Source organism: Streptomyces bungoensis (assembly GCF_001514215.1).
Classification (GTDB): Bacteria; Actinomycetota; Actinomycetes; order Streptomycetales; family Streptomycetaceae; genus Streptomyces; species Streptomyces bungoensis.
In genome coordinates this window covers 188,639-202,226 of the sequence record NZ_KQ948865.1, presented here as the reverse complement: position 1 = coordinate 202,226, position 13,588 = coordinate 188,639, and the positions used below count along the sequence as shown (strand labels likewise).

General features: G+C 73.4%; 12 protein-coding genes and 1 riboswitch. Of the genes, 9 read left to right on the top strand and 3 right to left on the bottom strand.

The window, feature by feature from the left end; translation table 11 throughout:
- Positions 1-67 precede the first annotated feature (67 nt).
- The 4 genes from dxs to AQJ66_RS26330 all read left to right on the top strand — a co-directional run bounded on the left by dxs (position 68) and on the right by AQJ66_RS26330 (position 4,175).
- Positions 68-1,966 carry a 1-deoxy-D-xylulose-5-phosphate synthase gene (dxs, locus tag AQJ66_RS26345; RefSeq protein WP_061926992.1) on the top strand — a complete coding sequence of 633 codons (1,899 nt, stop codon included), beginning with the start codon at positions 68-70 and terminating at the stop codon, positions 1,964-1,966.
- Complete coding sequence (locus AQJ66_RS26340; RefSeq protein ID WP_061926990.1) at positions 1,963-3,348, top strand: aspartate aminotransferase family protein; 1,386 nt, start codon at positions 1,963-1,965, stop codon at positions 3,346-3,348. The genes dxs and AQJ66_RS26340 overlap by 4 nt, the downstream gene beginning before the upstream one ends.
- An 84-nt stretch (positions 3,349-3,432) precedes the next feature.
- Complete coding sequence (locus tag AQJ66_RS26335; RefSeq protein WP_061926988.1) at positions 3,433-4,056, top strand: helix-turn-helix domain-containing protein; 624 nt, start codon at positions 3,433-3,435, stop codon at positions 4,054-4,056.
- Positions 4,053-4,175: a DUF6126 family protein gene (locus tag AQJ66_RS26330; protein ID WP_061926986.1), complete on the top strand. Its 123-nt coding sequence runs from the start codon at positions 4,053-4,055 to the stop codon at positions 4,173-4,175. The genes AQJ66_RS26335 and AQJ66_RS26330 overlap by 4 nt, the downstream gene beginning before the upstream one ends.
- A 7-nt stretch (positions 4,176-4,182) precedes the next feature.
- Here the strand turns inward: AQJ66_RS26330 and AQJ66_RS26325 are convergent, their stop codons facing one another.
- A complete protein-coding gene (locus AQJ66_RS26325; protein WP_061926984.1) occupies positions 4,183-4,980 on the bottom strand; it encodes a tyrosine-protein phosphatase in 798 nt (265 codons plus the stop codon).
- Between the two features lie 172 nt (positions 4,981-5,152).
- On the opposite strand from AQJ66_RS26325, the gene AQJ66_RS26320 reads away from it, so the two are divergent.
- From AQJ66_RS26320 to AQJ66_RS26310, 3 genes are all read left to right on the top strand, one after another.
- Positions 5,153-7,225, top strand: a complete 2,073-nt coding sequence (locus AQJ66_RS26320; protein ID WP_061926982.1) for an alpha-galactosidase — start codon at positions 5,153-5,155, stop codon at positions 7,223-7,225.
- 310 nt (positions 7,226-7,535) lie between these two features.
- Positions 7,536-7,691, top strand: a riboswitch (cyclic di-AMP (ydaO/yuaA leader).
- A gap of 4 nt (positions 7,692-7,695) precedes the next feature.
- Complete coding sequence (locus tag AQJ66_RS26315) at positions 7,696-8,610, top strand: M23 family metallopeptidase (protein WP_061926980.1); 915 nt, start codon at positions 7,696-7,698, stop codon at positions 8,608-8,610.
- 137 nt (positions 8,611-8,747) lie between these two features.
- Positions 8,748-9,533: an SGNH/GDSL hydrolase family protein gene (locus AQJ66_RS26310; RefSeq protein WP_061926979.1), complete on the top strand. Its 786-nt coding sequence runs from the start codon at positions 8,748-8,750 to the stop codon at positions 9,531-9,533.
- A gap of 177 nt (positions 9,534-9,710) precedes the next feature.
- Here AQJ66_RS26310 and AQJ66_RS26305 read toward each other — a convergent pair whose 3' ends face one another.
- Together AQJ66_RS26305 and AQJ66_RS26300 are read right to left on the bottom strand one after the other, a co-directional pair.
- Positions 9,711-10,331 (bottom strand): TetR/AcrR family transcriptional regulator, encoded by a 621-nt coding sequence (locus AQJ66_RS26305; RefSeq protein WP_107119053.1) that lies wholly within the window; start codon positions 10,329-10,331, stop codon positions 9,711-9,713.
- Positions 10,332-10,469: 138 nt separating this feature from the next.
- A complete protein-coding gene (locus tag AQJ66_RS26300) occupies positions 10,470-11,651 on the bottom strand; it encodes a Glu/Leu/Phe/Val dehydrogenase dimerization domain-containing protein (RefSeq protein ID WP_061926975.1) in 1,182 nt (393 codons plus the stop codon).
- Between the two features lie 145 nt (positions 11,652-11,796).
- Between AQJ66_RS26300 and AQJ66_RS26295 the strand changes: the two genes are divergently transcribed.
- Together AQJ66_RS26295 and AQJ66_RS26290 are read left to right on the top strand one after the other, a co-directional pair.
- Positions 11,797-12,981: an MBL fold metallo-hydrolase gene (locus tag AQJ66_RS26295; RefSeq protein ID WP_061926973.1), complete on the top strand. Its 1,185-nt coding sequence runs from the start codon at positions 11,797-11,799 to the stop codon at positions 12,979-12,981.
- Positions 12,982-13,205: 224 nt separating this feature from the next.
- Positions 13,206-13,532: a carboxymuconolactone decarboxylase family protein gene (locus AQJ66_RS26290; RefSeq protein WP_061926971.1), complete on the top strand. Its 327-nt coding sequence runs from the start codon at positions 13,206-13,208 to the stop codon at positions 13,530-13,532.
- Positions 13,533-13,588: the final 56 nt, after the last annotated feature.

The following is a 13,588-nucleotide window of genomic DNA, read 5'->3' as shown; positions in this document are numbered from 1 at the left end:
AGCGGACGAGCCCCGCAGAAGAAGTGAGTTGAGCAAGGGCACGGCACGGACCGAGAGGGGGCCCAGCGTGACCATTCTGGAGACCATCCGGGAACCACGCGACCTGAAGGCGCTGTCCGAGGCAGAACTCGGCGAACTGACAGAGGAAATACGTGAGTTCCTGGTGCACGCGGTGTCGAGAACCGGCGGTCACCTCGGGCCCAACCTGGGGGTGGTGGAACTCACCGTCGCACTGCACCGGGTCTTCGAGTCGCCGGCCGACCGCATCCTGTGGGACACCGGCCACCAGAGCTATGTGCACAAGCTGCTGACGGGGCGTCAGGACTTCTCCAAGCTGCGCGGCAAGGGCGGCCTGTCCGGATACCCCTCGCGCGAGGAGTCCGAGCACGACGTCATCGAGAACAGCCACGCCTCCACGGCGCTCGGCTGGGCCGACGGGCTCGCCAAGGCCAACCAGGTGCGGGGGCAGCAGGGCCACGTCGTCGCGGTGATCGGCGACGGCGCGCTGACCGGCGGCATGGCCTGGGAGGCGCTGAACAACATCGCGGCCGCCAAGGACCGGCCGCTGATCATCGTCGTCAACGACAACGAGCGGTCGTACGCCCCGACCATCGGCGGCCTCGCCAACCACCTGGCCACCCTGCGCACGACGGACGGCTACGAGCGGGTCCTCGCCTGGGGCAAGGAGATGCTGCTGCGGACACCGGTCGTCGGCAGCACCGTCTACGAGTCCCTGCACGGCGCGAAGAAGGGCTTCAAGGACGCCTTCGCCCCGCAGGGCATGTTCGAGGACCTCGGGCTGAAGTACGTCGGCCCGATAGACGGCCACGACATCGGCGCCCTGGAGTCCGCGCTGCGCCGCGCCAAACGCTTCCACGGTCCCGTCCTGGTGCACTGCCTCACCGAGAAGGGCCGCGGCTACGAGCCCGCCCTCGCCCACGAGGAGGACCACTTCCACACCGTCGGCGTCATGGACCCGCTGACCTGCGCCCCGCTCACGCCCGCCGGCGGGCCCTCGTGGACCTCCGTCTTCGGCGACGAGATCGTCCGGATCGGCGAGGAGCGGCCGGACGTCGTCGCGATCACGGCGGCCATGCTGCACCCGGTGGGGCTCGGCGGGTTCGCCGAGCGGTTCCCGGACCGGGTGTGGGACGTGGGCATCGCCGAGCAGCACGCGGCCGTCTCCGCGGCCGGGCTCGCCACGGGCGGGCTCCACCCGGTCGTCGCCGTCTACGCCACCTTCCTCAACCGCGCCTTCGACCAGCTGCTCATGGACGTCGCCCTGCACCGCTGCGGTGTCACCTTCGTCCTGGACCGGGCCGGGGTCACCGGCGTCGACGGGGCGTCCCACAACGGCATGTGGGACATGTCCGTCCTGCAGGTCGTGCCCGGCCTGCGCATCGCCGCCCCGCGCGACGCCGAGCAGCTGCGCGCCCAGCTCCGGGAGGCCGTCGCCGTCGACGACGCGCCCACCCTGGTCCGCTTCCCGAAGGAGTCGGCCGGCCCGGAGATCCCGGCCGTCGGGCGCGTCGGCGGCATGGACGTCCTGCACCGCGCCGAGCATCCCGAGGTGCTGCTGGTCGCCGTCGGAGTGATGGCCTCCGTGTGCCTGCAGGCCGCCGAGCTGCTGGCGGCGCGGGGCATCGCCTGCACGGTGGTGGACCCCCGGTGGGTGAAGCCGGTCGACCCCGAGCTGCCGCGACTGGCGGCCGGACACCGGCTGGTGGCCGTGGTGGAGGACAACAGCCGGGCGGCCGGGGTCGGTTCGGCCGTGGCGCTGGCGCTGGGCGACGCCGACGTGGACGTGCCGGTACGGCGCTTCGGCGTCCCGGAGCAGTTCCTCGCGCACGCCAAGCGCAGCGAGGTGCTGGCCGACATCGGCCTCACGCCCGTCGAGATCGCCGGGCGGATCAGCGCGAGCCTGGCCGTCAGCGGCGCGGCCGGGACAGCCAAGGAGAAGGAATGACCAAGGAGTTCGACCTCGGCGCCCTCCTCGCCGAGCGCGGAGCCGAGCGCTACGAGCTGCATGCCAGGTACCTCAACCCGCAGCTCCCGCGCATGCTGCGCACCATCGGCTTCGACCGGGTCTACGAGCGGGCCGAGGGCGCCCACTTCTTCGACGCGGACGGCCACGACTACCTGGACATGCTCGCCGGGTTCGGCGTGATGGGCCTGGGCCGCCACCACCCGGTCGTCCGCCAGGCGCTGCACGACGTGATGGACCTCGGCCTCGCCGACCTGACCCGGTTCGACTGCCCGCCGCTGCCCGGCCTGCTCGCCGAGCGGCTCCTCGCGCACAGCCCGCACCTGGACCGGGTGTTCTTCGGCAACAGCGGGACGGAGGCCGTCGAGACCGCCCTGAAGTTCGCCCGCTACGCCACCGGCAGGCCCCGCGTCCTGTACTGCGACCACGCCTTCCACGGCCTGACCACCGGCTCGCTGTCGGTCAACGGCGAGGACGGCTTCCGCGACGGCTTCGCCCCGCTGCTGCCCGACACCGCCGTCCCCCTCGGCGATCTCGACGCCCTGGCGAGGGAGCTGAGGAAGGGGGACGTCGCCGCGCTGATCGTCGAGCCGATCCAGGGCAAGGGCGTGCACGAGGCCCCGCCCGGCTATCTGCGCGCCGCCCAGGAACTGCTGCACCGGCACAAGGCGCTGCTCATCGCCGACGAGGTGCAGACCGGGCTCGGCCGCACCGGCGACTTCTACGCCTACCAGCACGAGGACGGCGTGGAACCCGACCTGGTCTGCGTGGCCAAGGCGCTGTCCGGCGGGTACGTCCCGGTCGGCGCGACCCTGGGCAAGGACTGGATCTTCAGGAAGGTCTACTCCTCCATGGACCGCGTCCTGGTCCACTCGGCCAGCTTCGGCGCCAACGCCCAGGCGATGGCCGCGGGACTGGCCGTGCTGTCGGTGATGGAGAACGAGCAGATCGTCGCCGGCGTGCGCACCACCGGGGAGCTGCTGAAGTCCCGGCTCGCCGCGCTGACCGACCGGTACGAGCTGCTGGCCGACGTCCGCGGCCGGGGCCTGATGATCGGCATCGAGTTCGGCCGGCCGTCGTCGCTGAAGCTGCGCAGCCGCTGGGCCATGCTCCAGGCGGCCCGCAAGGGCCTGTTCGCCCAGATGGTCGTCGTCCCCCTGCTGCAGCGGCACCGGATCCTCACCCAGGTCTCCGGCGACCACCTGGAGGTGATCAAGCTCATTCCGCCGCTGGTCCTCGACACGGACGACGTGGACCGGTTCGTGGAGGCCTTCACCGCCGTGATGGACGACGCCCACAGCGGCGGCGGGCTGATGTGGGACTTCGGCAAGACCCTGATCAAGCAGGCGGTGGCCGGCCGCTGACGACGGGGCCGCCCCGCCGGCGTGCTTCTTTGCCTGTGAGGCAAAAAATTTGCCAATGAGGCAAAGAGTGGGCTGAATGGAGGCATGAACGCCTCAGACGCCGTGCCGCCGGCGGGCCCGGGCGACGAGCTGCCCGCCGTGGCGCCACAGTTGCGCGCCCTGCGCCGGCGCGCGGGCCTCACCCTGGAGGCCGCGGCCCGGTCCGCCGGGCTCTCGCCCGCGCACCTGTCGCGGCTGGAGACCGGCGGGCGCCAGCCCTCGCTGCCGATGCTGCTCGCGCTCGCCCGCATCTACGGTACGACGGTCTCGGAGCTGCTCGGTGAGACGGTGGCCGACCGGGACGCCATCGTGCGCGCCGCCGACATGGAACCGACCCGGGCGGCCGGCTGGACCTACTTCCAGGCCGGTGCCCCCGGGCGCGGCATGCAGGCGCTGCGCGTCCGGGTGCCGTACGGCACCCAGGGCGACATCGTGCGCGTGCACCCCGGCGAGGAGTGGCTCTACGTCCTCAAGGGGCGGCTGCGGCTGCGCCTCGGCGACACCGCGCACCTGCTCGCGGCGGGCGACAGCGCGCACTTCGACTCCCTGACCCCGCACCGGCTCGCCGCCGAGGACCACGACGGCGTGGAGCTGCTGTTCGTCCACACCCTGCTGCAGAGCCCCACGGCCGCGCTGTGCCTGGGCCCGCTGACCGGAGAGCTGCCATGAGCAACTACGAGACCAAGTTCCCCCGCGCCCTGTGGATCCGGCTGATCATCTACATCGCCGTGGGCCACCTCTTCGCCGCGTTCCTCTACCTGCTGTTCGCGGTGGGCGCCAAGAACTGATCCGCGGTCAGTCCAGCAGGCGCGCGCGCAGCCGCTCCCGGGTCTCGGGCGCGAGCCCCAGCCCGTCGGCGAAGTAGGCGTCGAAGCCGCCCCACCGGTCCTCGATGCTGTCGAACGCCGCCTGCAGGTACTCGGCGCGCGCGTCGAAGAGCGGGCTGAGCAGGTCCATCACCTCGGGGGTGTACGCGGTGTCGGGGCTGCCGCTGCGCCGCACCCGGTAGCGGCGGTGCTTGGCGTTGGACTCCAGGTAGTCGGCGACGATCGCGTCGCGCTCCACGCCCACCGCGAGGAGGGTCACGGCTATCGAGATGCCCGCGCGGTCCTTGCCCGCCGCGCAGTGCATCAGCGCCGGCACGCTGTCCTCGGCCAGCGCGTGCAGCACCCGGGAGTGCTCGCCGGTGCGCTGGGTGACGATCATCCGGTAGGAGGTGACCATCCGGGCCGCCGCCCGGCCGTCCGCGAGGATGCCGCGCAGCTGGTCGAGGTCGCCGTCGCGGACCATCTTCCAGAACTCGGCGCCGTCCGCCGGGTCGCTCAGCGGCAGGTTCACGTTCCGCACGCCGGGCAGCTCGACGTCCGGGCCCTCCAGCCGCTGGTCGGCCGCGTTGCGGAAGTCGAAGATCGTGTGCAGGCCCAGGGAGGCGAGGAAGTCCGCGTCCTCCTGCGTCGCGTGCGCCAGGTGGCCGCTGCGGAACAGCACTCCGGGGCGCACGCGCCGGCCGTCCACGGTCGGCAGGCCGCCCACGTCACGGAAATTGCGCACTCCGGCGAGCTCGGGCTCGGTCGACGGGACCTGCTGCGTCACGGGTGCTCCTCCCGGTCTGCCCCGTCGGCGCGGCTCGTCGACGGGCACTGGCGTTGACGATACGACATCGATCACCTCGGGCAACGAGTTGTCCACAGCCGTTGCCAGCGGCGGCATCCGGACGTGATGATGTTCGTACTTGAGCGCATCTGTTGGCACCTGTGAGGTTCTCGTGGTGGACATCGCCGAAAACGGACGTACCTGGCTCCTGTCGGGGCCCAGCAGCAGCTATGCGCTGCATCTCACCGACGCGGACGAACTGCTGCACCTCCACTGGGGGCCCCGGATCGCGCTCGCCGACGCCGAGGCCCTGGCCGGGAGCCCGCTGCCCGGCTACTGGCCCTTCGAGTCCCCGCTCGACGGCCGCGAGGAGTACCCCGTCGAGGGCGGCCCCCGCTTCGTCCGCCCCGCCCTGTCCGTGCGCACCGACGAGCGCCGCGGCACCGAGTGGCGCTTCACGGCGTACGAGACCGAGGGCGACGAGCTGCGGCTGCGCTTCGCCGACGACGGGCTGGCGATCACCCTCCACTACCGGATGCGCGGGGACGTCGTGGAGCGCTGGGTGAGCCTGGACAACGGCGGCCCCGCGCGCGTGGAGCTGCTGCGCGCCGACGCCGCCACCTGGACCCTGCCCGAACGCGAGGGGTGGCGGCTGTCCCAGCTGCACGGCCGGTGGGCCGCCGAGTCCCGGCTCACCACCGCGCCCCTCACCTACGGTGAGAAGGTCATCGGCAGCCGCCGCGGCCACACCGGCCACCAGCACCTGCCCTGGGTCGCGCTGGACACCGACGCCACCGAGGAGCGCGGCGAGGTCTACGGCTGCGCGCTCGGCTGGTCCGGCTCCTGGCGCATCGCCGTCGCCCAGCTCCCGGACGCACGCGTGCAGGTCACCGGCGGCGCCGGCCACGACGACTCCGGGCTGCTCCTGCTCGAGCCGGGGGCGTCGTACACCAGCCCCGTCTTCGCGGGCCTGTGGAGCGACGGCGGCTTCGGCGGCGCCAGCCGCACCTGGCACGCCTACCAGCGCGCGCACGTCGTCCCGGACGCGGACCGCGACCGGCCGGTGCTGTTCAACTCCTGGGAGGCGACGTTCTTCGACATCTCCGAGGAGCAGCAGGCCGCCCTCGCCCGGCGGGCCGCCGGCATCGGTGTCGAACTGTTCGTGGTCGACGACGGCTGGTTCGGCGCCCGTACCAGCGACCGCGCCGGGCTCGGTGACTGGACGCCCAACCCGGACCGCTTCCCGCACGGCCTGAAGCCGCTGGCCGACCAGGTGCACGGCCTCGGCATGCAGTTCGGCATCTGGGTCGAGCCCGAGATGGTCAACCCGGACAGCGACCTGTACCGCGCGCACCCCGACTGGGTGCAGTACCAGCCGGGACGCACACGGACGGAACTGCGCAACCAGCTCGTCCTCAACCTCGCGCGCGAGGACGTCCAGGAGTACCTGTGGGAGCGGCTGGACACCCTGCTCTCCGGCGCCCCGATCGACTACGTGAAGTGGGACTTCAACCGCTGCTTCACCGACGCCGGCTGGCCCGGGGAGCCGTACCCGCAGCGGCTGTGGGTCGACCACGTGCGCGCCCTGTACGCCCTGCTGGACCGGCTGCGCGCCGCCCACCCCGGGGTCGCCTTCGAGTCCTGCTCGGGCGGCGGCGGCCGGATCGACCTCGGCGTGCTGAGCCGCACCGACCAGGTGTGGACCTCCGACAACACCGACCCGCTGGACCGGCTGGCCATCCAGCACGGCTTCACCCAGATCCACCCCGCGCGCGTCATGGCCGCCTGGGTCACCGACAGCCCGAACACCCAGCTCAACGGCCGGGCCAGCTCGCTGCGGTTCCGCTTCGTCAGTGCCATGGCGGGCGTGCTCGGCGTCGGCGGCGACCTCACCGAGTGGACCGAGGAGGAACTGGCGGAGGCCCGGCGGTGGGTGGAGCTGTACAAGGAGATCCGCCCCGTCGTCCAGCAGGGCGACCTGTACCGGCTCAGGCCCCCGTCGGGCGGCCTGAGCGCCGTGCAGTACGTCCGGGGGGACGAGACGGTCGTCCTCGCCTGCCTGCAGGCCCAGAGCCACGGCGAGCCGGTGCCGGCGGTGCGGCTGCGCGGCCTCGACCCCACGGCGTCGTACGAATGCCGTGAAACGGGCGAAGTGCATCGCGGTGCCGTGCTGCTGCACCACGGGCTGCGCACCGGGCTGCGGGGCGACCTGGATGCCACGGTCATCCACTTGCGTCGCATCTGACCGGTCTGCCGGAATTGACACCTTCACCCCAACTCACCCTGCCGGTGGGAGAGGTGGCGGCGCGGCTGGTGAGGAGCGTCATATCCGTGACCGTGCGTCGCGCGTCATGTCCACGTAATTTCCGTATGCATCCAGGTGGTCGGAGGGAATGAGGCGGCGGGAATTCACGGAGGGTGACCGTGAATTCCCCAAACCGATCTTTCGAAACGCCAACTCCGGGAACCGCCTGCTTGTTCGGGTGCGTCCCGCTCGTTTACCTTCGCCCCGATCCGGACGGAACGCCTCATCCTGCCGCCGCCCGGACTTCCCGCACACATGACCCGTGTCCGGCAGGAGCGGGGGACCCACCACGCAGGACCGCCTGCCACGGTCTCCGTGACAGACCAGGGGTGATGCCGCGCACCGTGCGGCCGGGCAGCTCCAGCCCGAACCCGGCAGCTCACCTCGCAGGCGCCGGAGAGGAATGCGCCATGCCCGCGAAGGGTAAGCACCGCCGTCCCAAGACCCAGCGTCTTTCCCGCTCCCTCGCCGCCGCCGGAACGGGAGGCGCCGCGCTGGCCCTCCCGCTCGTCGGGGCGGCCGGAGCGCACGCCGCCACCCCCGCGCAGTCCGTGTCCGGAAAGGCCGTGCAGTCCCTTCCGGCCGCCGCGAAGAGGACGGCCGCCCGGCAGGACTCCGCCGTGCGCACCTACACGGTGAAGTCCGGCGACTGCCTCTCGGTGGTCGCCGCCGAACAGCACGTCGCGGGCGGCTGGCACCGGCTCTACGACGACAACCGGCAGGCGATCGGCGGCGACCCCTCGCTCATCCACCCCGGCCTGAGGCTCACCCTCGGCGCCCGGGCCGCGCAGCAGCACACCCAGGCCACGCGGCAGCACCCTCAGGCCGCCCAGCAGGGCACCCGGGCCGCCACTCCCCGGCCCTCCGCCGCCGCCGAGCGTCACGCCGCCCCGGCCGCGGCCGCCGCTCCCTCCACCGGCTACACCCTCCCGGTCACCGGCGCCACCATCGGCACCGGCTACCACGTCGCCGGCAGCATGTGGTCCAGCGGCTACCACACCGGCGTCGACTTCGTCGTCCCGACCGGCACGCCCGTCAAGGCCGTCGCCGCCGGCACGGTCGTCAGCGCGGGCTGGGGCGGCGCGTACGGCAACCAGGTCGTCCTCCGGCTGAACGACGGGCACTACGCCCAGTACGGCCACCTCTCCCAGCTCTCCGTCCAGGCCGGCCAGACCGTCTCCGAGGGGCAGCGGCTCGGCCTGTCCGGCGCCACCGGCAACGTGACCGGCCCGCACCTGCACTTCGAGATCCGCACCACGCCCGCCTACGGCTCGGACCTCGACCCGGTCGGCTACCTGCGCGAACACGGCGTCCCCGTCGGCTGAACGGCGGGGGGTCGTAGCCGGCCCGGGACGTGGCTCATCTCACCGTCCGTCAACCCCTTATTACGGTCGCGTAAGTCACACCTCAAGGTGAATCATGGTCCGACGTGGCAGACGATTCGAAGAATGACAACACATCAGTGATCGGGTCGTACGTGGCGGTGGGGGACAGCTTCACCGAGGGCGTCGGCGACCGGGGCCCCGACGGGTCCTTCGTGGGCTGGGCCGACCGGTTCGCGGTCCTCCTCGCGGACCGGCGGCCGGAGGGCGACTTCGACTACACCAACCTCGCGGTCCGCGGGAAGCTGCTCGACCAGATCGTCGAGCACCAGGTCCCGCAGGCCGTCGAACTGGCCCCGGACCTGGTCTCCTTCTGCGCGGGCGGCAACGACATCCTCCGGCCCGGCACCGACCCCGACGAGGTGGCCGAGCGCTTCGAGCGGGCCGTGGCCCGGCTCACCGCGGCGGCGGGCACGGTGCTCGTGACCACCGGCTTCGACACCCGTGGCGTGCCCGTGCTCAAGCATCTGCGCGGCAAGATCGCCACCTACAACGGGCACGTCCGCGCGGTCGCCGACCGGTACGGCTGCCCCGTGCTCGACCTGTGGTCCCTGAAGTCCGTGCAGGACCGCAGGGCCTGGGACCACGACCGGCTGCACCTCTCGCCCGAGGGGCACACGCGCGTGGCGCTGCGCGCCGGCCAGGTCCTCGGTCTCGAGGTCCCGGCCGACCCCGAGCAGCCCTGGCCGCCGCTCCCGCCCCGCGGCACCCTGGACATCCGCCGCGACGACGTCCAGTGGGCCCGCGAGTACCTCGTCCCGTGGATCGGCCGCCGGCTGCGCGGCCAGTCCTCCGGGGACCACGTGACGGCGAAGGGCGCGCTGTCGCCGCAGGACATCCGGATGCGGATCGCGGCGGTGGCCTAGCCTCCCGGGCTGTCGTCCCGCAGTGACCGTCGTTCCGCCCGCCCCGTGCCGCGGCCGCCGCGGCACGGGGCGGGCGGAACGACGGCGCCGGGGCGGGCACCGCCGCGGGGCACGTGACACGGCGGCGGCACGGCCGGACCGGCCGGGGGCGTGCGCCCGCCCGGCGGTGCCGGCGGCTCACCGCCCGCGTGCGGTCAACGCCTCCCGGGTCAGGCCGAGTTCCCGCGCCAGCGCGTCGTCCACCCATTCCTGGGCCCGCGCCCGCGGCACCGATCCCGGGTACGACGTCAGCTGCACGGCCAGTCCGTCCAGGAGCGCGGTGAGCCGCAGGGCGGCGGCCGCCGGGTCGGGGCACGTGAACTCACCGGCCGCCACGCCCTCGGCGAGGACCTCGGCGATCGCCGCCTTCCACTGCCGGTCGAGGTCCCGGGTGACCTCCCGCAGCGCGGGCTCGCGCAGCGCCACCGCCCAGCCCTCGATCCACAGCCGCCAGCCCTTGGCCTGGCCCGTGGGCGCGTACCAGCGCACCGCCGACCGCAGCCGGCGCAGCGCGGAGGCCCGCCGGCCCAGCAGTCGGCGCAGCTGGGCCAGATCGTCCTCGGCCGCGTGCGCGAACGCGGCGGCGACCAGCTTCTCCTTCGACGAGAAGTGGTAGAGGACCAGCGCGTTGCTCACGCCGAGCGCGGAGGCCACGTCGGCGATCCGGACCGCCGCCACGCCCCGGGCCCCGATCTGCTCGACGGCGGCGCGCAGCAGTTCCTCCCGCCGCTCCGCCACACTCAACCGCACTCTCGCCACGCGGTCACCCTAGTGCGCCGGCGAAGACCCGGGCGCGGCGAGCGGACAGGTCAGGCCACCGCACGCGCGGTGGGCCGTGAGGCGTCCGCCCCGGCTCAGCGCCCACCGCACGTGCGGTGCACCGTGAGCCCTCCCCCCTCAGCGGTACCAGCCGAAGCGCTCGGCGATCACCGGCAGCCGGTCCCGCGCCAGCGCGTGCGCGGCGGCGCGCGGAGTCGTCCCGGCGGCCTCCGCACGCGTGAGCACCAGGTCGACCAGGGTGCGCATCGACCGCCGGATGTGCGCGAACGCCTCCCCGGCGTCCGGGCCGATGTCCCCGAACAGCGTCCACCACCACCAGGCGTTGGTGGCGGAGTTGACCACCACGTCCGGCAGCACGGTCACCCCGCGCGCGGACAGCAGCGCCTCCGCCTCCGGCAGGACCGGCATGTTCGCGGCCTCGACGATCCAGCGGGCGGTGACGCGCTCCTGGCACGCGGCGTCGACCGCGTACGACACCGCCGCCGGCACCAGCACCTCCGCGTCCGCCGACAGCCAGGCGTCCCCGGGCAGTTCCCGGTCGCCCGGGCGCAGCGCCGCCCGGTCGACGGTGCCGTACGCGTCCCGCGCGGACAGCAGCGCCTCCACGTCGAGGCCCGCCGGGTTGGCGATCGTGCCCTTGACGTCGGCCACGGCCACCACCGTCAGGCCCGCGCGCGCGAGGAAGCGTGCCGAGGCCCCGCCCATCGTGCCCAGCCCCTGCACGGCCACCCGGGTCGCCCGGTACGGCACCGCCGCCCGGTCCAGGGCCGACAGCACCGCCTCGGCGACCCCGCAGCCGCCCGCCAGCTCGTCCAGGCCGATGCCGTCCACCTCGACCGCGAAGGCGTCCGCGAGCCGGGCCCGGGCCGCCGTCTCGTCGTCGAGGAGCGGATACACGGCCTGGACGCAGGAGACCAGCCCGGCCTCCGCCGCCGCGCGGTCCACCAGGTCCTGGGTGAGCCCCAGATCCTCCCCGGTGGTCCAGCAGCTCTCGACGTACGGCCGCATCGCGCGCAGGTACCGCACCAGCAGCCCGTACGCCTCCGGGGCCCGCGGATCGCAGTCGATGCCGCCCTTGGCGCCGCCGAGCGGGACGTAGCGGCTCGCGGGGTCGTAGTGCAGGGCCTCCTTCATCGTCATGCCGCGGGCGAGCCCCGTCACCTCCGCCAGGGTGCAGCCGGGCCGCATGCGCAGCCCGCCGCTGGCCACGCCCCGCACCAGCCGGTCGACGACCAGGTAGCCCCGGTGGCCGGTGACGTGGTCGGTCCAGACGAGGGACATCAGGGGCGCGTCGGCCATCGGGCCTCCCGGGTGCGGCTACTGAATCGCGGGTCAGTATTGGGAGCGGTGGGGCACCCTGTCAACGAGCGAACGGCACGCGCGGACCCGGCTTGTCGCAGGGGCCGACCATAATGGAGGCCCAGCGACTCCCCATGGAGGTACCGTGACCGGTCGGCGTTCCCAGAGCTCCGGGCTCCGCGCACTGCGGCCCGAGGCCTTCGGCGCGGAACCGCGCGGGGAGCGCCTCGCGCGCATCCGCCGCTCCCCCCACTTCGAGGACGGCGTCTTCCAGAACCCGGGCGGCACCGCCCGCACCCGGCCGTCCGGCTCGACGCTCGACATCGCGAAGGTCTTCTTCGACAAGGACACCCGGCCGCTGCGCGCCCCCCGAGGCACCGTGCCCGTGCACGCCACCACCTTCGCCGACCTCGCCCGGCCGCCCGCCACCGGGCTGCGCGTGACCTGGCTGGGCCACTCCAGCGTGCTCGCGGAGATCGACGGCCACCGCGTGCTGTTCGACCCCGTCTGGGGCGAGCGCTGCTCCCCGTTCCCGTTCGCCGGGCCCAAGCGGCTGCACCCCGTGCCGCTGCCGCTCGCCGCGCTGGGCCCGGTCGACGTCGTGGTGATCTCCCACGACCACTACGACCACCTGGACATGCCCACGATCAAGGCGCTGGCCGGCACGGACACCCTGTTCGCGGTGCCGCTGGGCGTCGGCGCCCACCTCGAGCACTGGGGCGTCTCGCCGGACCGGCTGCGCGAACTGGACTGGCACGAGTCCACCCGGGTCGGCGGGCTCACCCTGACCGCCACCCCGGCCCGCCACTTCTGCGGCCGCGGCCTGCGCAACACCCAGCACACCCTGTGGGCGTCCTGGGCCGTCGCCGGCGAGGAGCACCGCGTCTACCACAGCGGTGACACCGGCTACTTCGAGGGCTTCCGTGACATAGCCGCCGCCCACGGCCCGTTCGACGCCACGATGATCCAGGTCGGCGCGTACAGCGAGTTCTGGCCCGACATCCACATGACGCCCGAGGAGGGCGTGCGCGCCCACCTCGACCTCCAGGGCGGCACCCCGCACGGGGTGCTGCTGCCGATCCACTGGGGGACGTTCAACCTGGCGCCGCACGCTTGGGCGGAACCGGGGGAGTGGATGCTGGCCGCGGCCGGCGCGGTCGGGCAGGCGGTCGCCGTCCCCGTGGCGGGGCAGCCCTTCGAGCCTGCCGGCGACGTCCCCACGCGTCCCTGGTGGCGGGAGGTGTCCCTGCCGCTGAACCGCAGGTGGCCGGTCCCGGAGATCACCCCCGAGGCGTCTCGCGAGGACCTCGACCTCGTGGGCGAGAGCTGAGCGCGGACCGCAGCGCCTGACGGCGCGTGCGCGAGCTCCCGAGGGGGCCCGCCGACCGCCGGTCCGGCGGCCTGACGCACCACCCCCTCCTCCTGGAGGTCCTCTCGACGGGCGATCCGCGGGAAACGGACTTACGGTCGAGCGGTGGGCGCTGCACCGCGTGGGAAGCCCACGCACTCCGACGCCCTTCGCTCCCGCCCCACACCATCAGGAGACGACCCGTTATGGCCACAGCATCTGAGACGCCGGTCCTGGACACCATCGCCGCGATGACGGTCGACTCGGTCGAGCGGTGCGGGCTGGTCCCGGAAACGTTCATGCTCACCCGCATCGCGGCCCTCGCCGCATCGGACGCCCCGCCCATCTCCTACGTCGCCCACATCGACCCCGCCATCCAGGCCGGCATGACCGCCGAGCAGGTGCAGGACGTCCTCGTCGCCATCGCCCCCATCGTGGGTACGGCCCGCGTCATGACGGCGGCGGGCAACATCGCCAGGGCCCTCGGCATCACGATCGCGGTGGCCGACGCCGAAGCCGAGGGCCGGGCGTAGAGGCCTCACCTGAGCCCTGAGTCCTGAGCCCTGCGGCCGCGGCCACCGGCCCACCG